The organism is Collinsella sp. AF23-4AC, from assembly GCF_003462685.1.
In the GTDB taxonomy this organism is placed as follows: Bacteria; Actinomycetota; Coriobacteriia; order Coriobacteriales; family Coriobacteriaceae; genus Collinsella.
The window spans coordinates 61,443-87,341 of sequence record NZ_QRVE01000005.1 but is presented as its reverse complement, the minus strand read 5'-3'; the positions used below and the strand labels follow the sequence as shown (position 1 = coordinate 87,341).

Annotated in this window: 18 protein-coding genes; 2 read left to right on the top strand and 16 right to left on the bottom strand. The window is 60.7% G+C overall.

All coding sequences use genetic code 11. The features are described 5' to 3' along the window. Positions 1–123 precede the first annotated feature (123 nt). Positions 124–900: a biotin--[acetyl-CoA-carboxylase] ligase gene (locus DWY05_RS04630; protein WP_158558690.1), complete on the top strand. Its 777-nt coding sequence runs from the start codon at positions 124–126 to the stop codon at positions 898–900. A 115-nt stretch (positions 901–1,015) separates the two neighbouring features. Here DWY05_RS04630 and rpsJ read toward each other — a convergent pair whose 3' ends face one another. The 12 genes from rpsJ to DWY05_RS04570 all read right to left on the bottom strand — a co-directional run bounded on the left by rpsJ (position 1,016) and on the right by DWY05_RS04570 (position 19,095). Then, a complete protein-coding gene (gene rpsJ, locus DWY05_RS04625) occupies positions 1,016–1,324 on the bottom strand; it encodes a 30S ribosomal protein S10 (RefSeq protein ID WP_022094184.1) in 309 nt (102 codons plus the stop codon). Between the two features lie 61 nt (positions 1,325–1,385). Continuing rightward, positions 1,386–3,485: an elongation factor G gene (gene fusA / locus DWY05_RS04620; RefSeq protein WP_022094183.1), complete on the bottom strand. Its 2,100-nt coding sequence runs from the start codon at positions 3,483–3,485 to the stop codon at positions 1,386–1,388. A 19-nt stretch (positions 3,486–3,504) separates the two neighbouring features. Continuing rightward, positions 3,505–3,978, bottom strand: a complete 474-nt coding sequence (rpsG, locus tag DWY05_RS04615; protein WP_006235013.1) for a 30S ribosomal protein S7 — start codon at positions 3,976–3,978, stop codon at positions 3,505–3,507. A gap of 74 nt (positions 3,979–4,052) precedes the next feature. Further along, the gene (gene rpsL, locus DWY05_RS04610) at positions 4,053–4,430 is read right to left on the bottom strand and encodes a 30S ribosomal protein S12 (RefSeq protein ID WP_006235012.1); all 378 of its coding nucleotides are present in this window, start codon (positions 4,428–4,430) and stop codon (positions 4,053–4,055) included. Between the two features lie 682 nt (positions 4,431–5,112). Next, positions 5,113–6,189 carry a DUF4179 domain-containing protein gene (locus tag DWY05_RS04605; protein ID WP_117820799.1) on the bottom strand — a complete coding sequence of 359 codons (1,077 nt, stop codon included), beginning with the start codon at positions 6,187–6,189 and terminating at the stop codon, positions 5,113–5,115. Next, on the bottom strand, positions 6,140–6,658 hold the full coding sequence (locus DWY05_RS04600) for an RNA polymerase sigma factor (RefSeq protein ID WP_117820798.1): 519 nt from the start codon (positions 6,656–6,658) through the stop codon (positions 6,140–6,142). The genes DWY05_RS04605 and DWY05_RS04600 overlap by 50 nt, the downstream gene beginning before the upstream one ends. A gap of 311 nt (positions 6,659–6,969) precedes the next feature. Beyond that, a complete protein-coding gene (locus tag DWY05_RS04595; RefSeq protein WP_199409564.1) occupies positions 6,970–11,445 on the bottom strand; it encodes a DNA-directed RNA polymerase subunit beta' in 4,476 nt (1,491 codons plus the stop codon). Between the two features lie 6 nt (positions 11,446–11,451). Continuing rightward, positions 11,452–14,943, bottom strand: coding sequence for a DNA-directed RNA polymerase subunit beta (locus tag DWY05_RS04590; RefSeq protein WP_199409563.1), 3,492 nt, complete (start codon positions 14,941–14,943; stop codon positions 11,452–11,454). Between the two features lie 287 nt (positions 14,944–15,230). Continuing rightward, positions 15,231–16,139 carry a UTP--glucose-1-phosphate uridylyltransferase gene (locus tag DWY05_RS04585; RefSeq protein WP_117802937.1) on the bottom strand — a complete coding sequence of 303 codons (909 nt, stop codon included), beginning with the start codon at positions 16,137–16,139 and terminating at the stop codon, positions 15,231–15,233. 314 nt (positions 16,140–16,453) lie between these two features. Continuing rightward, entirely contained in the window at positions 16,454–16,831 is a 378-nt protein-coding gene (rplL, locus tag DWY05_RS04580) for a 50S ribosomal protein L7/L12 (protein WP_006235005.1), read from the bottom strand. Positions 16,832–16,933: 102 nt separating this feature from the next. Beyond that, positions 16,934–17,455 carry a 50S ribosomal protein L10 gene (gene rplJ, locus DWY05_RS04575; RefSeq protein ID WP_117646079.1) on the bottom strand — a complete coding sequence of 174 codons (522 nt, stop codon included), beginning with the start codon at positions 17,453–17,455 and terminating at the stop codon, positions 16,934–16,936. Between the two features lie 503 nt (positions 17,456–17,958). Next, entirely contained in the window at positions 17,959–19,095 is a 1,137-nt protein-coding gene (locus tag DWY05_RS04570) for a pyridoxal phosphate-dependent aminotransferase (RefSeq protein WP_117820795.1), read from the bottom strand. A gap of 93 nt (positions 19,096–19,188) precedes the next feature. On the opposite strand from DWY05_RS04570, the gene DWY05_RS04565 reads away from it, so the two are divergent. After that, positions 19,189–19,848 (top strand): hypothetical protein, encoded by a 660-nt coding sequence (locus DWY05_RS04565; protein WP_117820794.1) that lies wholly within the window; start codon positions 19,189–19,191, stop codon positions 19,846–19,848. 1 nt (position 19,849) lies between these two features. On the opposite strand, the gene DWY05_RS04560 is transcribed toward DWY05_RS04565, so the two are convergent. The 4 genes from DWY05_RS04560 to feoB form a co-directional block, all read right to left on the bottom strand. Continuing rightward, entirely contained in the window at positions 19,850–20,413 is a 564-nt protein-coding gene (locus tag DWY05_RS04560; RefSeq protein ID WP_117820793.1) for a uracil-DNA glycosylase family protein, read from the bottom strand. A gap of 3 nt (positions 20,414–20,416) precedes the next feature. Continuing rightward, the gene (locus tag DWY05_RS04555) at positions 20,417–21,793 is read right to left on the bottom strand and encodes an alpha-amylase family glycosyl hydrolase (protein ID WP_117820792.1); all 1,377 of its coding nucleotides are present in this window, start codon (positions 21,791–21,793) and stop codon (positions 20,417–20,419) included. Between the two features lie 153 nt (positions 21,794–21,946). Beyond that, positions 21,947–23,143: an MFS transporter gene (locus tag DWY05_RS04550; protein WP_117820791.1), complete on the bottom strand. Its 1,197-nt coding sequence runs from the start codon at positions 23,141–23,143 to the stop codon at positions 21,947–21,949. Between the two features lie 126 nt (positions 23,144–23,269). Then, entirely contained in the window at positions 23,270–25,681 is a 2,412-nt protein-coding gene (feoB, locus tag DWY05_RS04545) for a ferrous iron transport protein B (RefSeq protein WP_117820790.1), read from the bottom strand. Positions 25,682–25,899: the final 218 nt, after the last annotated feature.

Below are 25,899 nucleotides of genomic sequence, written 5' to 3'. Positions count from 1 at the left end.
GCATTTCAGTCGTTGTTGACGTGTTAACATTAAATTGTCCAAATGCGACAAAGGCTTCACATTGTGTCTGTCTCTCGACACCATTGCGTTATTCACTTATTAATTAAGGAGGTGGCAGCCGCTATGGATGCCCAATTAACGATAGTCGACGTAACCGGATCGACCAACGAAGACCTGCTCGAAGCAGGAAAACAGGGTGCGCCGCACGGCACGGGACTTGCCGCCCGCGCGCAAACGGCAGGACGCGGCCGACGCGGCCACAAGTGGGATTCAACCGCCGGCAACCTGTTGCTCTCGATTGTCCTACGTCCACGTGTTGATCCCACCAAGTACTCTGGACTTGCCGCCGTCAGCGGCCTAGCGGTGCTCGAGGCGCTCGAGGCGCAAGGTCTTGCTAACGAGATCGGCCTCAAATGGCCCAACGACCTCGTCGCGCGAGGACATAAGCTCGGTGGCATTTTGGTCGAGGCGGCACGCGACAACAAAGGCATGCCCTTCGCCGTCTGCGGCATTGGCGTCAACGTAAACTACACGCCCCAAGAGGTACCCGATGGCGGCCTGGCTGCAATTGGCCTCTCGGACCTCAACGAGAATGTTCCCGCCGTGGATGTGCTCCTCGATGAGGTCTATCACGCAGTTATAGACGCTGTAGATACCTGGGCAGCGCGCCTCAACGCCAAGGAAGAAGACGCCGGTCCGCTCGCGCCCGTCCGCGACGAATACATCGCTCACCTCAATTGGATCGGGGAGCACGTTATCGCCCGCTCCCCCGCTGGAGACGAGCTGACGCGAGGCATCTTTAAAACGGTCGATGACTTTGGTCGCGCGTGCATCGAAACGGAGGACGGCGTGCGATCCTTCCATTTTGAGGAGGCATCGCTGCGCCCCTTGAGCGAATAGGGCGCCGCACCCACCTACTCGGCAGCATTATCCGGCAGTGCAAACCATCATTCAAAACAAAAGAGCCCCGCTACCGTAATGGCAGCGGGGCCCTTTAAGCTATGAGCGATATCGCTTAGAGCTTGATGTCGATGTCGACGCCAGCGGGGAGGTCGAGACGCATGAGCGAATCAACGGTGCCCGAGGTGGGGTCAAGGATGTCGATGAGGCGCTTGTGGGTGCGCATCTCGAACTGCTCACGGGAGTCCTTGTTCACGTGCGGCGAGCGGATGACCGTGTACAGGTTGCGCTCGGTGGGCAGGGGGACAGGACCGGAAACGCGAGCGCCGGTCTTCTGAGCGGTCTCGACGATGAGCTTCGCGGACTGATCGACGACCTCGTGATCATAGCCCTTGAGGCGAATGCGGATCTTCTGGGTAGCCAACTTAAACCTCCAAAGAGTGCGAGAGATGTTCTCGCAGGATTACGTAACAGGGAGCTCGAACTTAGGCGTTCTTGCTCATGACCTCGTCCACGATGGACTTGGGCGCGGGCTCATAAGAGTCGAACTGCATCGTGTAGGATGCACGGCCCTGGGTCTGGGAGCGAAGGTCGGTAGCGTAACCGAACATCTCGCCCAGCGGCACCTTGGCACGGATGAGCTTGCTGTTCTTGCGATCCTCCATGCCCTCGATCTTGCCGCGGCGACCGGAGAGGTTGCCCATAACGTCGCCCATGTACTGCTCGGGGGTCTCGACCTCGACAGCCATGATCGGCTCGAGCAGCTGCGGATCGGACTTCTTGAGGGCGTCCTTGATAGCCATGGAACCGGCGATCTTGAAGGCGGCCTCGGAGGAGTCGACCTCGTGGTAAGAACCGTCGAACAGGGTGACCTTAACGTCGAGGACCGGGAAGCCGGCGATAACACCGGTGTTCAGGGCCTCCTGGATGCCCTTGTCGATGGACGGGATGTACTCCTTGGGCACGACGCCGCCGACGATAGCGTTGACGAACTCGTAGCCGAAGCCCTCCTCCATCTTCTCAAGCTTGATGACGGCGTGGCCGTACTGACCGCGACCGCCGGACTGACGGACGAACTTGCCCTCAGCCTTCTCGACGTCGTGACCAGCGGTCTCGCGGTAGGCGACCTGGGGCTTACCAACGTTAGCGTCAACCTTGAACTCACGGAGCAGACGGTCGACGATGATCTCGAGGTGCAGCTCGCCCATGCCGGCGATGATGGTCTGGCCGGTCTCGTGGTTGGTGGACACCTGGAAGGTCGGGTCCTCCTCGGCGAGCTTGGTCAGAGCCAGGGACATCTTGTCCTGCTCGGCCTTGGTCTTGGGCTCGATGGCAACGTCGATAACGGGCTTAGCGAACTCGATCTTCTCGAGGACGATCTCCTTGCCCTCGGCGCACAGGGTGTCGCCGGTGGTGGAGTTCTTGAAGCCGACGCAAGCAACGATGTCGCCAGCGGCAGCGTCGTCACGGTCGATACGCTCGGCGGCGTTCATCTCGAGGATGCGGCCGAGACGCTCGCGCTGACCGTTGGAAGCGTTAACAACGTAGGAGCCGGACTCGGCACGGCCGGAGTAAACGCGGACGTAGGTGAGCTTACCGACGAACGGGTCGGTCATGATCTTGAAGACCAGGCCGGAGAAGGGCTCGTCGAAGGAAGGATGACGCTGGATCTCCTCGCCGGTGTCCGGATCGGTACCGGTGACGGCCTCAACGTCGAGCGGGCTGGGCAGGTAGTCGACGACAGCGTCGAGCAGCTCCTGGACGCCCTTGTTCTTGTAGGCGGAACCCACGAAGACGAGGTTGAGCTCGTTGGCCAGAACGCCCTTGCGCAGAGCAGCCTTGAGCTCCTCGACGGTGAAGTCCTCCTCCATGAGGATCTTCTCCATGAGCTCGTCGTCAAAGCTGGCAGCAGCGTCAAGGAGCTCCTCGCGCTTGGTGGCAGCGATGTCGGCAAACTCAGCCGGGATCTCGTCCATCGGCTCGGGGTAGGTCATGCCCTTCTCGTCGGCCTTGAAGTCCCATGCAGTCATGGTGACCAGGTCGATGACGCCCCAGAAGTTGTCCTCGGCGCCCATCGGGACCTGAGCGGCCACGGCGTTAGCGTCGAGACGATCCTTCATGGTCTCGATAGCGTTGAAGAAGTCAGCGCCCACGCGGTCATACTTGTTGATGAAGGCGATGCGGGGGACGTTGAAGGTGGAAGCCTGACGCCAAACGGTCTCAGACTGGGGCTGAACGCCGGCAACGGCGTCGAAGACGGCGACAGCGCCATCGAGGACGCGCAGGCAGCGCTCGACCTCGGCGGTGAAGTCAACGTGGCCCGGGGTGTCGATGATCTGGATGCGGTAGTCCTTACCGTCCTTGTTCCAGAAGCACGTGGTAGCAGCGGAGGTAATGGTTACGCCGCGCTCCTGCTCCTGAACCATCCAGTCCATGGTGGCAGCGCCCTCATGGACCTCACCGATCTTGTGGGTCTTACCGGTGTAGTAAAGAATACGCTCGGTCGTGGTGGTCTTACCGGCATCGATGTGGGCCATGATGCCGATGTTACGGGTATCGGAAAGCTTGTACTTAGGCTTAGCCATGTTAGTTCCTTACCTTAACTTACCAACGATAGTGAGAGAACGCGCGGTTGGCCTCGGCCATCTTGAAGACGTCCTCACGCTTCTTGACGGAAGCGCCCAGGCCGTTGGAAGCGTCGAGGATCTCGTTGGCGAGACGCTCGGCCATGGTCTTCTCCTTGCGAGCGCGGGAGAAGTTGACGATCCAGCGGATACCCAGAGCGGTGGAACGACGGGAGTTGACCTCCATCGGGACCTGATAGGTAGCGCCACCGACACGCTTGGGCTTAACCTCGAGCGTGGGCTTGACGTTGTCCATAGCCTTCTTGAAGGTAGCGAGAGCGTCGCCACCCTCGGACTTCTCGGCAACGATCTCGAAAGCGGTGTAAACGATGCGCTCAGCGGTGGCCTTCTTGCCGTCAAGAAGGACCTTGTTGATGAGCTGAGTCACCAGGCGGTTGTTGTAAACGGCGTCAGGCTGAACCTCACGACGATTAGCTGCTGCACGACGCGGCATGTGAAATCTCCTTAAGTGTCTACCGTGCGGCGCTCAAGGCGGCACACGGCGAAAGTATCAAAACGTTATCTGGCTTATTTGGCCTTGGGGCGCTTAGCACCGTACTTGGAACGGGCCTGCATACGGTTCTGGACCGGAGCAGCGTCGTAGGCGCCACGGATGACGTGATAACGGACACCAGGGAGGTCGCGGACACGACCGCCGCGGACGAGCACGATGGAGTGCTCCTGCAGGTTGTGGCCCTCACCCGGGATGTAAGCAGTAACTTCGATGCCGTTGACAAGGCGAACACGGGCAACCTTACGAAGAGCCGAGTTCGGCTTCTTGGGGCTCGTGGTGAAGACGCGGGTGCACACGCCGCGCTTCTGGGAGTTGTGCTGCAGAGCAGCGTTCTTGGACTTCTTGGGCACGGAACGACGGCCCTGGCGAACCAGCTGGTTAATAGTAGGCAAAGCGTACTCCTTCTCGAATGATTCCAGCTTTCTGTAAAGTGCAACGGCTTGAATCGAGGGGTCAGCATCCCCCTACGAAACACGCAGTTCGATAGGATACGTGGCGTTAGCTGTGCCGTCAACAGACCACGCCGCCGGGCGTATCCCAAAATGAGCATATTTCCGCAAAGCCTACACAAAAGGAATCCCCTTCTGTGCGCTTAGGCGGATTTCCGGGCCGGGCGGCACAGGGGTTAAGTTTGCTGCTCTACAGTCCTGGCTCGCACGGAGGCCACATTAAGTGGCCTCCGGCTCGTGCGGAACTCGCGACAAACTTAACCCCTGTGCCGCCCGGCCCGGAAATCCGACGTGCTCGTCGGGGCAACGCTACCTGCCAAAAAGGGACAGGTTTATTTTGGTCGGTTTTATCTGGGGAAACGTCGCGCTCCAACGGTGATCTGCTCTCACCTGTCGCATGGAAATCGGCGGCGCTTTCGGAAGTATGCGGCAAATTCTGGACCCGCCGAGCGCACCGGGGTTTTGCGATAATAAACCCGCAGGTAGAGCGCTTGAGCATATACGGTGTGGTCGACCCATCAAGATTTTGCCGCATACTTCAGGAATGCAGGCGAATATCGTGCGGTCTAACCGCCCATTTACCGCAAAGAAGGCCGCTTCCCCTAGTAGAAAGCGGCCCCAAATCTTACGAATAGACGATGGTAAAGGGTTCCGACGTTTCGGCGCCCCCTGTTGAAGTGCAGCGTGTGCCTTCGAGCGTTACTGAAACCACTTGGTCGACATCAATCAACTTCGTTGGCACCCAAATGTTCTCTCCGCTATTGCGTCCCATCGAAACATAGAAATTGTACGCCCCTGCGTCGTCATCTTCGATAATCTGCTCTGACCCATCCTTGTAGGTGACGGTCAGTTTATGATCAACTGCTTCATAGCCCAGATCATCGATGTGCGTCTGGATGGAAAACGGACTGATCTCGAGAGGCGAGTCATCGGAGCGGAGTTCTTTTGTATCGACGTGCGCTCCGACGTTAAACTCTGGCGTCGATACCTCGATCACCTCCGCATCCTCACCTTTGCCCTCCGTCCAACTGATATTCCAGGTGACCGCATGTCGTAAATCTCGATCGCGATTCCAAGATGCAAAGTACATCGTGCCGTTAATGACCGTGTCGCTTGATGTGTCTTTATCAATGGTGCAGCGTGTATCAGCCCATTCCTCGCCGAAGTTCATGCTGGGTGTACCGATGCCTTGTTCTTCTTCACCATAGAGAACAAGTTCGCCTGTCTCTGCTGCCGGCTTGTAGTAGTTAACACCATTTGGATTGGACAGCGTAAACGTCACAGCACCGCAGCCGTTTTGGTCGATAGCCATATCATGAATGTCGAGTGTATAGCCGTTGCCCTCGACGGACAGATTGACCTTCTGTACTGAACCCTCCAAGCTTTGGGGCGCGATACCATCACCAAACTCTCTGGTGTAGGTATATTTAGTCCCCGACGAGCCACCTTGAGTCCAGGTAATAGACTCTCCGTTGCCATGGTTTCCCCAGGCAGAGGCAAAATAACTGGAATTGACGACGGCGTAGGCGACCCCTCCGGTCGCCAGCACTCCGGCAAGGCATCCGATCACGGCAACATACAGAGGCTTCGCGTGACCCTTTCGGCGAAGCGGCTCACCAGCAGCGGCATAAAGAACACGGTCAGCAAGATCGCTATCGGCTTGGACGGACTCGAAGGCCTGCTTGATTTGGTTGGATTTCACGGTCGCCCTCCTCTAGGATGAACTTGAGTTTCGATCTACCGCGGGCTAAACGCGTTCGAACGGTCGCGGCTGGCACATGCAATAACTCGGCAATCTCTGAAGTCGAGAAGCCCAGATAGTAATAGAGCACGATGGGGATACGGAATCGTTCCGGAAGCCGCATGACGTCTAATAGGACGGCCTTGGTCTCATCCTGCGCCGTCGAAAGCGAATCGGCCAGGTTCTCAATATCCTCCACGCGCCTCCATGGCTTTCGAAAGAGCGATTTGCATTCATTGATCGTGACCCGGATAAGCCAGCGGCGAAGATGCTCCCAACTTTCAAAGTTTCCATCGCCTTTGAGTAACTTCAGAAAGACGTCTTGAGCGACATCGTCGGCGTCAGCGCGATCGCGCAGGTACGTCAATGCGATTCGAAACACGACATCCCGGTGATCTTCGACCGCCTGTCTAAATGCTTGTTCTTCCATAATCACCTCCCGGTGACGTTATTGGTTCTCGATGAGGCCCTCACCTTAGATACGCTCTTGTCGGACTAAATGTTTCAAATTCAAGCAGGAAAAAACCTACCAAAATAAACCTGTCCCTTATTGGCAAGGGATCAACGGAACGCAACAGGTTGAGCATACGCAAGCGAGCGGCCCCCAGAGCGTACAAGGTGGCATGAAAAAGGCAGGGCATTGACCTTTTGGTCATGCCCTGCCTTTTGAATGACAGATTGTAGCTCTGGGGGCCGCGCAGCGACGGAGGTTGCCGCCGTTCGTTAGAACGGCGGAACTAGTTACTCCTCGTCGTTGTCCTTGGCCTCTTCTGCGTCGTCGGTGTCCACGAGCTGATTGAGCAGCTCGTCGAGGGAAGCCATGTCCTCGTTGATGGCACCGTTAGCGGGAGCCTTCTTGTCGTCGATCGGGGCGCCCAGGAGCTCCTCGTCGGCGTCGGCGTGATGCGTCGGAGCGGAGGTACCCAGCAGGATATCGTCCGGACCGTCGGGGCTAAAGACCATCTGCAGCAGCTGCGAGAGGTCTTCCTCGTCGGCAACGTCGTCGTTGTTCTCGAGGATGTAGAGCAGGTCGTGGGCCTCCAGGCCGTCACGGAGCTCCTCAATCGCCTTGGCGCCGATACCATCGATGCGCAGCAGATCCTCCTCGGACTTGCCAACCAGGTCGCCGACCGTCTCGATGCCGACCTCGCTGAACTTGTTGGTCCAGCGCTGCGACACGCCCAGGTCATCGAACAGGTACAGACGAGCCTTTTCGGCAGAGATGGTGTGACCGTTGCGGGTGAACGAACCGTCAGCGCCGCCGAACTCGTCGTAGCCGGCCCAGTCGAGCTGCTGCGGGAGCTGCTCGTCCAGGTCCTTGAGCTCCACAGGAGCCCACTCGGGCAGCGACTTGGCGTTGGGCGAAGCCGGGCCATCGATGTCGACATAGCCGTCGGCCGTGCGATACGTCAGTTTGGCGTTGGCGTACGGCTTGAGGCCAGTACCAGCCGGGATCTTCTTACCGACGATGACGTTGGACTTAAGGTCGAGCAGGTGGTCGACCTTGCCCTCGATGGCAGCCTCGGTAAGGACGCCAGCGGTACGGATGAACGAAGCGCTCGACAGCCAGGAGTCGATGTTGGACGCGACCTTGAGCGTACCCAGGATGACGGGCTCAGCCACGGGAGCCTGACCGCCCAGACGGGCAACGCGCTCGACCTCGTCGGCAAACTCGTAGCGGTCGACGTACTGACCAAGCAGGTACTTGGAGTCGCCGGGGTTGGTGATCTGAACGCGACGCAGCATCTGACGTGCGAGCACCTCGATGTGCTTGTCGTTCAGGTCGACGCCCTGGCTGGTGTAGACGTCCTTGACGCTCTCGACGAAGGTGTGCATCGTCGACTCGATGTCGGTCAGCTTGCGCAGGTTGCGGAAGTTGACGAAGCCCTTGGTGATCTGGTCGCCGGCGCGAACCTCGCAGCCGTCCTCGATCTCGGGCATGAAGCGCACCGAAGCGGGGACGCGACGCTCGTCGAGGACACGGGTGTGATCCTCGGAGTCGGTGAGCGTCAGCACGTACTCGGACTTCTCGGGCTTAATCGAGAGGTGACCGGAGTACGGAGCCAACTCAGCCTCGCGACCCAGGATCTTCTCATTGACGTTGCCGACGATATCGAACATACGGCTGACCGTAGGCAGACCCTGCGTAATATCGTCGACGCCAGCGACGCCGCCGGAGTGAATGGTACGCATCGTAAGCTGCGTACCGGGCTCGCCGATGGACTGGGCGGCAATAATGCCGACGGCAGTACCAATGGCGACCGGACGACGGGTGGAAAGATCCCAGCCGTAGCACTTCTGGCACACGCCGTACTTGGAGCGGCAGGTGAGCAGCGCGCGAAGCTTGACCTTCTTAAGGCCGGCATCGACCATCTTCTGGATGTCGGCGACCTTCTCGATGTAGCCGTCCTGCTCAAAGAGCACGGTGCCATCGGGAGCCACGACGTCCTCAATGAAGCAACGGCCGACGAGGTCGGTGTTGAGGTCGGTGGTGCCGGGGATGATGAGGTTGTAGGTGACGCCCTCGTGCGTACCGCAGTCCTCCTCGCGGACGATGACGTCCTGGGCCACGTCGACCAGACGACGGGTCAGGTAACCAGAGTCCGAGGTGTGGGATGCGGTATCGACCAGGCCCTTACGGGCGCCGTAGGTCGAAATGAAGTACTCGAGCGGCAGCAGGCCCTCGCGGAAGTTCGCCTTAATGGGAAGGTCGATCGTCTCGCCGGACATGTCTGCCATCAGACCACGCATGCCGCCGAGCTGACGCAGCTGGGTCTTAGAACCACGGGCGCCGGAGTCGGCCATCATGTACAGCGGGTTCTCCTCGTCGAACATGTCGAGCATGAGCGCTGCGACCTTATCGGTACAAGCGGTCCACTCGTTAACGACTTCGATGTGGCGCTCCGTCTCGTTGATGAAGCCCTCCTCGAAGTACTCGTTGATCTGGTCGACGTTGGCCTGGGCGCGGTCGAGCAGCTCCTGCTTCTCGGCAGGGATGAGAGCGTCCCACACCGAGATGGTGAGGCCGGCGCGGGTAGCGTAGTGGAAGCCGGAGTACTTGATGGCGTCGAGGATCGGGCCGACCTTGGCCTCGGGGTAACGATCGCAGCAGTCCGCAACCAGCTTGGCCACGTCGCCCTTGACCATCTTGTAGTTCATGAACTCGTAGTCTTCGGGCAGGCACTGGCGGTTGAAGATGATGCGGCCGATAGAGGTCTCGAAGCGAGCGGTCTTGTTGCCGGTGACGTCGTAGTCGGCAAACTCGTTCTTGCCGTTCTTGACGCGGAAGATACGGGTGCCGTCCTCGTTGATGACATTGGCGTCGGCAGCGGACACGCGGACCTGAATCTTGGCCTGCATGTCGACCTCGGAGCGGCAGTCATAGGCGTGCAGCGCGTCGTCGAAGCTGGCGAACACGTGGTTCTCGCCCGGCAGACCGTCGCGGACCTGGGTGAGGTAGTACACACCGATGATCATGTCCTGCGAGGGGATGTTGACCGGCTTGCCGGATGCCGGCGAGCGCAGGTTGTTCGCAGAGAGCATGAGCACGCGGGCCTCGGCCTGAGCTTGGCTGGACAGCGGCACGTGGACAGACATCTGGTCGCCGTCGAAGTCGGCGTTGAAGGGCGAGCAGACCAGCGGGTGCAGGTGGATAGCCTTGCCCTCGACCAGCACCGGCTCAAAGGCCTGGATGGACAGACGGTGCAGGGTCGGTGCGCGGTTGAGCAGCACGACGCGGCCGTCGATGACCTCTTCGAGGATATCCCACACAAAGGTGGCACCGCGGTCGATAGCGCGCTTGGCACCCTTGATGTTCTCGACCTTGCCAAGCTCGACCAGGCGCTTCATGACGAAGGGCTTGAAGAGCTCCAGCGCCATGGTCTTGGGCAGACCGCACTGGTGCAGCAGCAGCTTGGGGTCGGTAACGATAACCGAACGGCCGGAGTAGTCGACACGCTTACCCAGCAGGTTCTGACGGAAACGACCCTGCTTGCCCTTGAGGGCCTCGGCGAGCGACTTGAGCGGGCGACCGCCACGGCCAGAGACCGGGCGACCACGACGGCCGTTGTCGAACAGGGCGTCCACGGACTCCTGGAGCATGCGCTTCTCGTTGTTCACGATGATCGCAGGTGCGTCCAGGTCGAGCAGGCGCTTGAGTCGGTTGTTACGGTTGATCACGCGACGATACAGGTCGTTGAGGTCGGACGCGGCGAAGCGGCCGCCGTCGAGCTGGACCATCGGGCGCAGATCGGGCGGAATGACCGGGATGACGTCCAGGATCATGTTCGCGGGGCTGTTGCCGCCCTTCAGGAAGGCGTCAACGACCTCGAGGCGCTTGACGGCCTTCTCGCGCTTCTGCTTCTGGGAGTCCTCGTCGGCGATGATGGCCTTGAGCTTCTCGGCCTCGGAGGGGAGGTCGATGGCAGCGAGCAGGTCGCGGACGGCCTCGGCACCCATGCCACCCTTGAAGTACATGGAGTAGTAACGGGTCATCTCGCGGAACAGCGGCTCATCGGAGATGAGGTCGCGCTCGGTGAGCTTCATGAAGGCATTGAAGGCGTCCGTGCGGAGCTGCTTCTCGTCCTTGCACTCTTCCTCGATGTCGACGATGCCGGAGGCGATCTCCTCGGGGGTCAGCGGCTCCTCGTCGGAGAACTCGTCAAAGTTCTCGGGGTCGCCCTGCTCCTTGAGGGACTCGATCTGGCGGGCGCACTCGGCATCGATCTCTTCCAGATCGGCGGCGAGCTCCTCGCGCAGGTCGTCGGCGTCGGCCTCGCGGGCCTCGTAGTCAACCTCGGTGATGATGTAGCTGGCAAAGTACAGAACCTTCTCGAGGTCCTTGGACTTGATGTCGAGCATACGGCTCATCGGGAAGCTCGTGGGGCTCTTGAAGTACCAGATGTGGGACACGGGAGCGGCGAGCTCGATGTGGCCCATGCGGTCGCGACGCACCTTGGCCGAGGTGACCTCGACGCCGCAGCGCTCGCAGACGATGCCCTTAAAGCGGATGCCCTTGTACTTGCCGCAGGAGCACTCCCAGTCCTTGGCGGGACCGAAGATCTTCTCGCAGAACAGGCCGTCCTTCTCGGGCTTGAGGGTACGGTAATTGATGGTCTCCGGCTTCTTGACCTCACCGTGCGACCAGGAACGGATCTGGTCGGCGGAGGCAAGGGAGATCTTTACCGAGTCAAAATCAGTAGCTTCGAAATCTGCCACAGTCAACTACTCCTTATCAGTGGTCGTGGCGGCGACAGCCTCGGGTGCCTCGGCGGTCTCGGCATCCTGGGCCTCGACGTCGGCGTCAACGCCGGCGAGCGCAGCCAGGTCGTCGAGAGCGGAGGTCTCCTCGGCGGTCACAGGGGCGGAGGCGTCCTCGTCGGCATCGTGCATGGGCTCGATGTCCAGCGCGAGGGAACGAATCTCCTTGACGAGAACCTTGAAGGACTCGGGGATACCCGGAACCGGGACGTTCTCGCCCTTGACGATGGACTCATAGGTCTTGACGCGGCCAACGGTATCGTCGGACTTGACGGTCAGGATCTCCTGCAGGACGTTGGAAGCACCGTATGCGTACAGTGCCCAAACTTCCATCTCGCCGAAGCGCTGGCCGCCGAACTGGGCCTTGCCGCCCAGCGGCTGCTGGGTAACCAGGCTGTAAGGGCCGGTCGAGCGGGCGTGAATCTTGTCGTCGACCATGTGGCCGAGCTTGAGGATGTAGGACGTACCCACGGTAATGGGCTCGCGGAACTCCTCGCCGGTGCGGCCGTCGAACAGACGGGTCTTGCCGCGCTCGTCAAGCTGGGTGACGAACTCGGAACGCATGTGATCGCCAAAGGCAGCGGTGGCCTTGTTGAGCATGTTCTTGTTGGCGCGACGGATGACCTCGGCGATCTCATCCTCCTTGGCGCCGTCGAAGACGGGCGTCGCGGTGAAGAACGGACCGGGGACGTACTTGTCGGAGTCGGCCTGCTCGGTATCCCAACCGCAGGCAGCAGCCCAGCCAAGGTGGCACTCGAGCAGCTGGCCGACGTTCATACGCGAAGGAACGCCCAGCGGGTTGAGGATAACGTCGATCGGGGTACCGTCAGCCATGTAGGGCATGTCCTCGACCGGCAGAACGTTACAGATAACACCCTTGTTGCCGTGGCGGCCGGCGATCTTATCGCCCTGCTGGATCTTACGACGCTGGGCGACGTAGACGCGCACCTGCTCGTTGACGCCGGGGGCCAGGTCGTCGCCGTTCTCGCGGCTAAAGCGGACGACGTCGATGACGCGGCCGTAAGCGCCGTGAGGCATCTTAAGGGAGGTGTCACGGACATCGTGGGCCTTGGCACCGAAGATGGCGCGCAGCAGGCGCTCCTCGGCGGTCAGAGCGCTCTCGCCCTTAGGCGTGACCTTACCGACCAGGATGTCGCCAGGGCCGACCTCGGCGCCGATGCGGATGATGCCGTCCTCGTCGAGGTTGGCAAGCATGTCCTCGGAGAGGTTCGGGATCTCGCGGGTGATCTCCTCGGGGCCGAGCTTGGTGTCGCGGGCGTCGATCTCGTGACGGGTGATGTTGATGGTCGTCAGCAGGTCCTCGGCCACCAGGCGCTCGGACACGACGATACCGTCCTCGTAGTTAAAGCCTTCCCACGGCATGTAGGCCACGGTGAGGTTCTGGCCCAGTGCGAGCTCGCCGTGATCGGTCGAAGGACCGTCGGCCAGGGGCTCGCCCTGCTCAACGGTGTCACCGACGCGCACGAGCGGACGGTGGTTGATGCAGGTGGACTGGTTGGAGCGCTGGTACTTGGCCAGGTGATACTCGTCCATGCCGCCGGCATGCTTGACGATGATCTTGGCGGCGTCGGCAAAGATGACCTCGCCGGCGTTCTTGGCCAGGGTGACCTCGCCGGAGTCCAGAGCGGCGCGACGCTCCATGCCGGTACCGACATAGGGAGCGGCGGGGTGAACCAGCGGCACGGCCTGACGCTGCATGTTAGCGCCCATCAGCGTACGTTTGGCGTCGTCGTGCTCAAGGAACGGAATCAGCGTGGCTGCGACGGACAGCATCTGACGCGGCGAGACATCCATGTAGTCGACGTCCTCGACAGGCACGTCGGCGGGAGCGCCGAAGGAGCCGTCGAAGTCGCGGGTACGGGCGATCACGGTGTGCGGACGGACGATCTTGCCCTCGGCATCGGTCGTGATGAACTCGTTGGTCTTGGGATCGAGCGGCGTGTTGGCCGGCGCGATAACGTGCTTCTCTTCCTCGTCAGCGGTCATCCAGTCGATCTGGTCGGTGGCAACGCCGTTCTCGACGCGACGGAACGGGGCCTCGATGAAGCCATACTCGTTGACGCGGGCGTAGAGGGCGAGCGAGCCGATCAGGCCGATGTTGGGGCCTTCGGGGGTCTCGATCGGGCACATGCGGCTGTAGTGCGAGTTGTGAACGTCGCGGACGGCCGTCGGCACGTTGGTGCGGCGGCTGGAGCCGGACTTGTGACCGGCAAGACCACCAGGGCCGAGTGCGGACAGACGGCGCTTGTGGGTCAGACCGGTCAGGGGGTTCGCCTGGTCCATGAACTGCGAGAGCTGCGAGGAACCGAAGAACTCCTTGATGGAGGCCACGATCGGGCGGATGTTGATGAGCGACTGTGGGGTTATCTCGTCGATGTCCTGGGAGCTCATGCGCTCACGGACGACGCGCTCCATACGGCTCATGCCGATACGGAATTGGTTGGCGACGAGCTCGCCAACGGTGCGGATACGGCGGTTGCCAAAGTGGTCGATGTCGTCGACCTTGAAGCCCTGCTCGCCGGCAGCGAGGGACAGCAGGTAGCGCAGCGTCGCGACGATATCCTCGTCGGTGAGCACCGTGACCTCTTCCTCGGTGGTGAGGTTGAGCTTCTTGTTGACCTTGTAACGACCGACGCGGGCCAGATCGTAGCGCTGCGGGTTAAAGAGCAGGCCCTCGAGCAGGCTGCGGGAAGCGTCCACGGTGGGAGGCTCGCCTGGGCGCAGGCGACGGTAGATCTCGATGAGGGCGTCCTCGCGGGTGAGGGCGGTGTCGCGCTCCAGGGTGCGCTTGATCACATCGGAGTTGCCGAGCAGCTCGATGATGTCGTCGTTGGTGACGGCGATGCCAAGGGCGCGCAGGAACATCGTGGCGCTCTGCTTGCGCTTACGGTCGATGGAGACCATGAGCTGGTCGCGCTTGTCGACCTCAAACTCAAGCCAGGCACCGCGGGACGGGATGATCTGGGCCTTGTAGATCTGCTTGCCCGAATCCATCTCGGAGCTGTAGTACACGCCCGGGGAGCGGACGAGCTGCGAGACGACGATACGCTCGGTACCGTTGATGATGAAGGTGCCCTGATCGGTCATCATGGGGAAGTCGCCCATAAAGACGAGCTGCTCCTTGATCTCGCCGGTCTCCTTGTTGGTGAGACGGACGTCGGTCAGAAGCGGAGCCTGATAGGTCATATCCTTCTCGCGGCACTCCTCGACGGTGTGCGCGGGGTCGCCGAACTGATGCTCGCCGAAGGTAACCTCGAGAACATGGTTCTGGCTCTGGATGGGGCTGGATTCCTTGAACGCCTCACGAAGGCCCTCGTCCTTAAAACGCTCAAAGGATTCCCTTTGAACAGAGATAAGGTTGGGGAGCTCCATGGCCTCCGGGATTTTCCCGAAGCTGACGCGCTTGCGCTCAGTGGCAGTGTATGCGTAGGTCACCAGGTTTTTCCTCCTTCACGGAAATGCTCGGTGGGTTGGCGAGGCATAGCTTCGCCAGTTATCGCAACCTAATAGTTTATCAGGTACCGACCGTTGGGCAAGAAAAGCCTTGACGCGATTGAGTTTTTGGAGTAGCAAAGTTTTTCGACAGAAAACACGCAGGTAGATGTATGTGTATCGAACATCTGTTCATATATTTTCTGTGAACAGAGAGCCAGCAATCGCAGCTCTTATAAAAAACGGGCGCGAACCGAGGTCCACGCCCGTAAATGTCGGTGCCCGATGGCTTACTTGCGCATCAATCCGCCGCGCTCGTCGATGGCGTCCCAGAAGGCATCGGCAAAGCGGGGGTCGTTTGCAGCCATGAGGGCGTTAGTGGCCATCCAACCAGAGGGAGTGCCGGTGTCGTAGCCCGACAGCGGGTCGATGACGACGGCGTACATGGCCTCGCGGTCGAGCGAACGGGCCATGGCGTCGGTGAGCTGGATCTCGCCGCCCTTGCCGGCCTGCTGATCTGCCAGCAAGTCCATGACCAGCGGGCTCAGCAGGTAGCGACCGACGATGTACAGGTTGGACGGAGCCGCCTCGGGAGCGGGCTTCTCGACCAGACCGCCGATGCGCCAGACAGCGCCCGGCTCGGCATCGGCAACGTTCTCGGCGCCCTCGAGCGAACCGACGCGCTCGCCGGCGATAACGCCGTAGCGGCTGACTTCCTCGGGCGAGCAAGCAGCGACGGCGATAACCGAAGCGCCACCGTGCTCCTTGGAAACGGCGAGCATCTTGTCGCAGATATCGCGGTTAGGCACAACGTAGTCGCCCAGAAGAACCAGGAAGTTCTCCCCTGCCACGGCGTCGGCAGCAGAGCGAATAGCATGGCCGAGGCCCTTGGGCTCGTACTGATAACGGAAGTCGACCGGCATACCGCCAGCGTGGGCGACAGCATCGGCATAGGCGTTCTTGCCGCGCTCGCGCAGCAGGTTCTCGAGCGAGCGATCAGGCTGGAAGTAGTTCAGTAGCTCGGGCTTACCGGGAGAAGTAACGATGATGGCATCGTCGACCTCCTCGGGCTCGAGCGCCTCCTCGACGACGTACTGAATGACGGGCTTGTCGAGCACCGGCAGCATCTCTTTGGGCGTGCACTTGGTGCCAGGCAGAAAACGCGTGCCAAGACCGGCGGCGGGGATGATTGCCTTCATGTTATTCAAAGATCCTTTCGCAGGCGCAAAAGCGCCCCATGCGTGCGGCACACAGCCGCAGACCAAATTGCGATACCCAAGCATCTTACCGCTGGAACTATATGTCGCTACAAGGCAGAGACAATTCTTCAGCAGGTCAACGCAAATTATTGCTCGAATGGTGCAATTTTATTGCCCAACGGCAGGGCACCCGATACGACGCAAATCACAGAACATGGCAGTTTGAGCAACCGATGCCGAGGGACCGAAAAACAAAAAAGACGGGGCTCGCAATGCGAACCCCGTCTGCAAAGGAATCTGGCGAGAAAGCCTGATTACTTGAGGGTGACAGCAGCGCCAGCAGCCTCGAGCTTCTCCTTGGCAGCCTCGGCGTCCTCCTTCTTGGCACCCTCGAGAACAGCCTTGGGAGCGCCCTCGACGACCTCCTTGGCCTCCTTCAGGCCAAGGTTGGTGAGCTCACGGACGGCCTTGATGACCTGGATCTTGTTGTCGCCGAAGCCCTCGAGCACGACGTCAAACTCGGTCTTCTCCTCGGCCTCAGCAGCGCCAGCAGCGGGAGCGGCGACAACAGCAGCAGGAGCAGCGGCGGAAACGCCGAAGGTGTCCTCGATAGCCTTGACGAGCTCGGAAGCCTCGAGAAGGGTCATTTCCTTAAGAGCATCGATGATCTCATCGGTGGTAAGCTTAGCCATTTCTAAGTCCTTTCGGTTTCCGTGCGGATGCACGGAGATCAGTTAAAACACGGCGCGAATGCGCCAGGGGTGCGGCGTTGCCGCCGCGGGTGAAAACAGCAACTAGGCTGCCTTCTGCTCGGAGACCTGCTGGATCGAACGAGCGAGACCAGAGGAAACGCCGTTGACGCAGACAGCGATGTCGCGAGCGAAACCGGAGATGAGACCGGCGATCTGGCCGAGAAGCTGATCCTTGGTGGGCAGCTCGGCGATAGCCTTAACATCATCGGCGGAAACGGCCTTGCCGTCGGAGATACCGCCCTTGATCTCAAGGACACCCTTGGACTTAGCGGAGAAGTCCTTAAGGGTCTTAGCGGCCTCGACCGGCTCGGTCTCGTAGAACACATAAGCGACGGGGCCGGCGAGGATCTCGTCGAGCTCGGGCTGCTCCTGGTTCTTGAGAGCGATCTTGACCAGGTTGTTCTTGTAGACCTTCATCTCGGCGCCGCACTCGCGAAGCTGATGACGCAGCTCCTGAGCCTGCTTAACCGTCAGACCGTTGTAGTTGACGACGAACAGACCGGCATTCTCGGCGATACGGGACTCGATCTCTGCAACCTTGTCGATTTTGTACTGCTGGGGCATGAATTACACCTCCTCGAATTCTTTCCGGGCACGGTCCGCCACAAGGACGTGACGGGGGCATGTCCAAAAAGAAAGCCCCCGCGCTGCATGAGCGACGGGGGCGAGAAGACATATCTACTCGACCACCTCGGCTGGCGGGATATCCCATTGAGCTCGCGGGCAATGCCCGTTTGCACCGGCTGTCTCTGGCAGCGGATTCGTGCGTGAACCGAAAGTATTATGGCGGGGACCCCGGCGTCGGTCAACGGGCGCGAGGATTCGTCCACAAACCCTGCATACGCTCCGGCCCGAGGGGACGGGTCGAGATTTTCGCTCGGTCAAGTCCTGGCTCGCACGAAGGCCACATTAAGTGGCCTTCGGCTCGTGCGGAATCTACGAAAATCTCGACCCGTCCCCTCGGGCCGGAGCTGCAGTAACTTTGCGGCGAATCCTCGTGTCCGTTGAGCGGCGCGCCCCACTCACAATCCTTAAGTCGGTGGGCTGATGTGTTGCGTCCCTGGTGGCTATAGAGTTGAGACGAAGGTGGACAGGCGGCGGAGGCCTTCGTCTAGGTCTTTGTCGGAGACGCAGTAGCTTAGGCGGATGTGGCCTTCGGTGCCGAAGCAGTTTCCGGGAACTAGGGCTACGTTGGCCTCTTTGATGGCTTTGATGCAGAAGGCTTCGCTGGTTAGGCCAAATTGTTTGATGCTGGGGAAGGCGTAGAAAGCGCCTGCCAGTTCTATCACGTCGAGACCCATGGCGTCTAGGGCTGCGAGTACACGTTTGCGACGAGCTCGGTAGACTTCGAGCATGGGGGTGGGGTCGACGGTCAGAGCTCGAGCTGCAGCGTCCATCTCGAAGGAGACGGCGCTCGATACTAGGTATTGGTGAGCTTTTGCGATCTCGGCGATGACGGGGGCCGCTGCTGCGAGCCAGCCCAGGCGCCAGCCGGTCATAGCCCAGGGCTTGGAGAAGCTCTCGATGACCACCGTCTGCTCGCGTAGCTCCGGGTGGCGCTGGGCAAAGCGCTCATAGCCATCCACATAGACCAGGCGGTTATATACGTCGTCGCAGATTACGTAGATGCCCGCTTGCTCTGCCACGTGTGCCACGGCGTCGAGCGATGCCGCGTCGAGGATACAGCCCGTAGGATTGTTGGGCGTGCAGATGACGATGGCCTTAGTCGCCGGCGTCACGCAGGCGCGAAGCGCTTCCTCGTCAATCTGAAATTGCGCGGGCTCCGTATCCAAAAAGACCGCTTTGGCGTGGTTGGCCACGACGATGCTCTCGTACAGGCCAAAGGCTGGCGTGGGGATAATAACCTCGTCGCCGGGGTTGAGCATGGCCATAAATGTTGCCGACAGGGCCTCGGTCGCGCCGTCGGTCAGGATGACCTCGTCGGCCGAAAACGTAAGGCCCGCGTCTCCCATGTAGGTAGACAGCGCCTCGCGCAGGGCGGGACGGCCGTTGTTCGGCGGATAGTGCGTGTCACCGCGGTCCAACGAAGCAGTCACTTCGGCGCTAATCACATCGGGCGTGGGAAAATCGGGCTCGCCAAGCGCGAGCGCGATGCACCCCGGATGCTGGGCGGCGAGTGCGTTGATCCGGCGGATACCGGAGGGCTTGAGCGTGGCAAGCGAGGTGTTCATGGGCAGTCGCATGGCATTCCTTTCGTAAGGGTTGCACTAGGATAGCGCGCCCGCGCGCCACCAGACGGTGTAACCTAAACGGAAACCAACCGGAAAGGAGGCGGCATGGAGACAACTGCACGCGGCGATGTACCAAAAACGTTGCAAACCATTGCATATATCAGTATTCCCGAGAGCGCCGATCTTGAGTTTTTGCTTTGGGACCTGCAGGATGCCATCGCCGCCTATGCTCAGCTTTCCGGCACCGCGCTCCCCCGTTCGGTCGATTTGGAGGCGGATGATGCCGGTGTAGTCGATGGCATGGTGTTCGCTGTTGATGATGCATTTGATGATGAGGCGATGATCGCTGTCGAGCAGATACTCGATCGCTTCGGGGATACAGAGACACGCGTCTATGTCGTCGTCCAGGCCCTGTCAAAAAACAACAAGCAGGCGGACGAAGTCCTCGACCACCTGTACCGGGCATGTATTCTACGTGACCTGCCATGGTGCGGTGGCGTTGTCATCTGTGCCGGCAGCGGTATTGCGGCGCTTCGCCACTCCCCGCGTATGGGCCTCTTACGCCGGCCATTTTCCGAAGCGATGGATAAGCTTGTAGGCGCCGTGCGCATGGGCTGCTCCATAGAGCATGCGCAGCTGTTTGGCGGCGGCGATGCCGATAGTGTCGATGTCGACGGCATGGTGCGCGTCAAGCCCGCCGTGCCCGCACCAATCTGGCATGCCATCATCAAACGCCTCGGCGCCCATGCTCAATCAAGGATCTAGATTACCGTGCGGTCCAGTCAACTGCCTCGCGCCAGCGCTCGACAAGCCGCTCCAGGCGCCAGGCCGCGTTAGCGGGACTAGTTGACGGCAACACGACAGCGGACAGACCCGTCCGCTCCTGTAGATAGCGCTTATAGAGGCGCCCCGCCGTACCTCCGTTGCACACCACCCGCTCGATGGGCGCAGCTCCAGTGATGCGTTCGATATATGCCGGCACAACGTTTTTGATGCTCGCGTCGCTCGACCCCTTAATGTCGCAGCTCTCGACCACATCCCACAGGGCCACACCACCGTTCAACAGCATGGATCGCTTGGCGGCAATAGAGGCGTCGAGCGTCGCGGGCTCGCCGCCCACCAAAGGGTCGCCCTCGTTGGGTGGTACAGGCACACCAAGGCACGCGGCCATCACGCGCCAAAAGCGATTCTGAGGGTTGCCGTAATAAAAGGCATTGGCGCGCGAAAGCACCGAGGGAAACGATCCCAGCACCAAAACGCGCGAGCGCTGGTCGAACACGGGATCAAACCCATGCTCAATATGTTGATAGCCCTCGTCTGACGCCGCCATGACCTAGGCCCTCAACAGATAGCGCACCTCGTAGGGCGCAAGTTCAAGCGCACCCGTCAGCTCGACCGTGGGTGCATCGTCGGCAAGTAGGTCGACGAAGGAACCGTTGAGTTCGCCGGCTCCAAAGGTATAAGGCTCGTTCACGGCATTGACTGCCACGAGCACCGTCGCGTCGTCGCAGGCGCGCTCGAACAGCAGCTGTTTGTTCTGAATCATCACGTTGCGATACGCACCGTAGTTGAGGGCACGGGCCGCCGCGTCGTCGGCCGAGCGCAGGTGCGTAAGCTGTGTGATGAACGCCGTCAGCTCGTTGGGCGCAGGCTCATCGAGCGCAGGGCGCAGCGCCCAGTCGCCATCGGGGCCGCCCTTTTCGCCAGCAATTCCCCACTCGCTGCCATAGTAGATGCACGGGATGCCCGGCATGCCAAAGAGCATGCCATAGGCGGGACGCAGGCACGACTTGTCGGTGAGGATGCTCGCCAGGCGCGGCACGTCGTGGTTGTCGACAAACGACAGCAGGTGCTTGCCGCGGTAGATGCACCACGGGTCGCCGCCAAACTGACGGTGCAGCGAGTGGGCGATCTCGAACATGTTGACTGAGTTAAAGCTGGAGTACAGTCCCTTGTAACACTCGTAGTTGGTGCAGGAGTCGAGCATCTCGTCGTTGACGATCTGGTTGTAGTCGCCGTGGAGCGTCTCGCCGATCAGCACAAAATCGGGTTTGAGCTCACGGGCAAAGGCGTGCAGGCGGCGCATAAAGTCGCGGTCGAGCATATAGGCGACGTCCAGGCGCAGGCCGTCGACGCCAAAGACCTCGGCCCAACGGCGCACGGACTCGAGCAGGTAATCGACCACGGCGGGGTTTTGCAGGTTAAGCTTCACGAGCTCAAAATGGCCTTCCCAGCCCTCGTACCAAAAGCCGTCGCCGTAGCACGAGTCGCCGTCAAAGCTGATGTGGAACCAGTCCTTGTAGGGCGAGTCCCACTTGCGCTCCTGCACATCGCGGAAGGCCCAAAAGCCGCGACCGACGTGGTTGAAGACGGCGTCGAGCACCACGCGGATGCCGTGGGCATGCAGCGTCTCGCACACGGCGGCAAAGTCGGCGTCCCCACCCAGGCGACGGTCGATGTGGCGCAGGCTGCGCGTGTCGTAGCCATGGCTATCGGACTCGAGCGGTGGGTTGATGAGCACAGCGCCAATACCGAGTTCCTGCAGGTAGTCGGCCCATTGGGCGATTTTCATAATGGGGGCATCGGGGTTGGGCGCGTCGTTGGCAGCCTGGGCAAGCTCATCCTCGGCAACGGGCGCGGCGTTTTCGCGCGGAGCTCCACAAAAGCCCAGCGGATAGATTTGATAGAACGTCGTCTCGTATGCCCACATAGCAGCCTCCCGGTAAGCTCAACACAACGACATCCATTGTATGCCCGGCTTGCATCCTCTTCCCCAAAATAAGTTGCGGTGGAATAGTTCCTGCTTGGGCCTTCAGAAGCCTTAAACAGGAACTATTCCACCGCAACTGATGAGGAAAGGTGATTAGGCGACGGGCTTGGCGCGACGGATGGCCGGGAACATCACCGTGATGGCGAGGATGACGCCCACGACGGCGATCGCCCCGCCCGCGAAGCCGATCCAGGCGATACCGGGGCCCGAAACCACGGCGCCGCCGATCGCGGTGCCCGTGCCGATACCCAGATTAAACAGGCCCGAGAAGATCGACATGGCGACAGCCGACGAATCCGCGGGCGTGTACTTGATAAGATCGGCCTGAAATGCCACGTTAAAGGCCGTGGCGCAGCAGCCCCACAGCACGCAGACGGCAAGCACTGCTGCGAGCGACGATGCGGCCGAACCTATGAGCAGCAGGGCCGCTGGCACGCCGGAGAGCGTGATAGCCAAAAACGGGAAGCGATGCCCGTCGAACAGGCGGCCAAACAGCCAGCTGCCCACCAGACCGGAGCAGCCAAACGCCGTCAGCGTCATGGTAATGGCGCCCGCATCGACGTGCGCGACCTGCGCCAGGAAGGGCTCGATATAGCTGTAGCCTGTGTAATAGCCGGTCGCCATAAAAACCGTGACCGCGTAGAGCGCGATGAGGAACGGGTTCTTGAGCAGCTCGGGCAGCTGTTTAACGGCAAAGCGCTCACCCGCCGGCATGGCCGGGAACACCGCTGCCTGGTACACCACCGCGGCGGCAGAGAAGGCCCCGACCACAGCGAATGTCATGCGCCAGCCCACAGCCAGCCCGATGGCGCGGCCGATCGGCAGGCCAAAGATCTGCGCGATGGACGAGCCCGTGGCGATCATGCTGATGGCGAGCGCCCCGTGACGGGTGTCGACCAGGCGCGAGGCCATAATCGAGGCGACCGACCAGAACACGGCATGTGCGCAAGCGACCACCAGGCGTGCACAGACTAAAATAGGATAGGTGGGCGCCACGGCGGACAGGAACTGACCCAGAGAGAACACTGCGAGCACGCCGAGCAGCATACGCTTGAACTCAAAGCGCGAGGCAAACACCATAAGCGGCAGCGACAGCAGCATGACGCCCCAGGCGTAGACCGAAATCATGATGCCTGCCTGGGCCTCGGTGAGCGAGAACGATACGGCAATATCAGTCAGAAGGCCGATGGGCATGAACTCCGATGTGTTGAACACGAACGCGCAGCAGGCGAGCCCGATAAGCGGGAGCCACTGCTTGAGCGAGATGCCATCTTGTCTTGCCTGAGTCATGTAGGAAACCTCTCCGATTGTCTTGGGCGGTGGGCGATTATATAGCAACGGCCCCGCATCCGTCAGTACAGATGCGGGGCCGCAATCAACAACTCAATACACAGAGGTTGCGCCGTCAATAAATAGCTAAGCCAACCCCAGCAATATGCCCGCCGAATGCACGACAAACGCCACAATCCAGGCGACCATCACCTGAAACGCGAACACGGCAACGGCATAGCGCGCGCCCAACTCGCTCTTGACGGCACCGATTGCCGCCACGCAGGGCGGGTACAGCAGCGTAAAGACCAAGAACACGTAGGCGGTAAACGGCGAAAACATGGTCGACAGCGCCGCGGGTGACGTTGCATCCAAAAGCACGGTGAGGGTCGAGATGACGCTCTCCTTGGCGATAAGTCCGGTGACGAGCGCCGTGGATGCACGCCAGTCGCCAAAGCCAAGCGGCGCCAACGCCGGCGCGATGATGCTACCCAGACCGGCAAGTAGACTCTGCGACTGATCGGCGACCACATTAAAGCGGATGTCAAACGTCTGGAGGAACCAGATGACCACGGTGGCGGCAAAGATGATGGTAAAGGCCTTGGTGATGAAGTCCTTGGCCTTATCCCATGCCAGCATCACCGTCGTCTTGACGCTCGGCAGGCGGTAATTGGGGAGCTCCATGATAAACGGCACCGGGTCGCCCTTAAATGCCGTGCGGTTGAGCACCAGGGCGGCAATGCAGCCGACCACGATACCGATCAGATAGAGCGAGACCATGGCGGGGACCGTCGCCTGCGGGAAGAATGCTCCGCACAGCAAGCCGTAAACCGGCAGCTTGGCCGAGCAGCTCATAAACGGCGTGAGCATGACGGTCATCTTGCGGTCGTGCTCGGACGGCAGCGTGCGCGTCGACATGATGGCCGGCACGGTGCAGCCAAAACCGACGAGCATGGGCACAAAGCTGCGGCCCGACAGGCCAAAGCGACGCAGCACCTTATCCATGACAAAGGCCACGCGTGCCATGTAGCCGGAGTCTTCCAGAATGGAGAGGAACAAGAAGAGCACGACGATAATCGGCAGAAAGGTCAGCACGCTGCCCACACCCGTAAGCACGCCGTCGACAGCCAGCGAGCGCACCACGTCGTTGGTACCGAACGCCTTGAGGCCCGCATCGGCCGAGGCGATGATGACCGCGATGCCGTCCTCCATGAGTCCCTGCAACGCCGCGCCGATCACGCCAAACGTCAGCCAAAAGACGAGGCCCATGATCACCAGAAACGCCGGAATGGCTGTGTAACGACCTGTCAGGATGCGGTCAATCTTGACGGAGCGCACGTGCTCGCGGCTTTCGTGCGGCTTGACGACGCAGCGCCCGCACACGTCGCCGATAAAGCTAAAGCGCATATCGGCCAGCGCGGACAGGCGGTCGGTGCCGGCCTCGCCCTCCATCTGGGTAATGATGTGCTCGATAGCGTCGAGCTCGTTACGATCCAGGTGAAGCGCCTCGGTCACCAGCTCGTCGCCTTCAACCAGCTTGGTCGCCGCAAAACGCACCGGAATGTGCGCCGTCACGGCATGGTCCTCGATCAGGTTAGCAATACCGTGGATGCAGCGATGCAGCGCACCGCCGTCCGGACCGTCGGGCGCGCAAAAGTCCAGGCGACCGGGGCGCTCGCGGAACCGCGCCACGTGCAAGGCATGATCCACCAACTCGCCGATACCCTCGTTGCGGGCAGCGCTAATGGGGACAACAGGCACGCCCAACAGGCTCTCGAGCAGGTTGACGTCCACGGCGCCGCCGTTGGCCGTCACTTCGTCCATCATGTTGAGCGCGATGACCATGGGGCGGTCGAGCTCCATAAGCTGCAGCGTCAGGTACAGGTTACGTTCAATATTAGTAGCGTCGATGATGTCGATGATGGCGTCGGGATGCTCGTCAAGGATGAATTGACGGCTGACAATCTCCTCGCCCGTGTACGGCGACAGGGAGTAAATGCCGGGCAGGTCGGTAACGCTCGCCTCGGGATGGTTACGGATGGTGCCGTCCTTACGGTCGACCGTCACGCCGGGAAAGTTACCGACGTGCTGGTTGGAGCCCGTAAGCTGGTTGAACAGCGTGGTCTTACCGCAGTTTTGGTTGCCGGCGAGGGCAAAATGCAGCGGTGCGCCCTCGGGCACGGCCGTCTTGGCAGCACGGGGCGAATACGTCCCCTCGCCCAGGGCCGGGTGCTCCGTCGTGCCGATTGCGGCGTTAGCGCGCGGACCCGTATCGGTGTCGTGAACACCCACGAGCTCAATGCGTGCGGCATCGTCCTTGCGCAGCGTCAGCTCGTAGCCACGCAGACGAATCTCGAGCGGATCGCCCATAGGGGCGTACTTCATCATGGTGACTTCGGTGCCCGGCGTTAGGCCCATGTCCAAAATATGCTGTCGGAGTGCCTGGTCGTCCGATGTCACCGATGCGACGACGGCGTCCTTTCCAATCTCGAGTGTATCGAGCCTCACGTCCGTGTTCCTCCCCCGGCGCCCACAGGGCGTTGTATTTATGTTCACCATGGCTAACCGTTTGCCACGGCTAACCAATTTAACCATGCATGATAGCGCGAACGTGCAACGATGTTCAATCGACAGATCGGTGCAAGGACCGTCCCCAAGTGCCGCATCTGGGCCATGGCAACGCCGATGTTTTGGCGCGGACAGACACTATGACCCAATCCGAGGGCACTAAAAAGACAGGAGCCCCCGCTCGTGACCGCGGGTCGGGGCTGCGACAA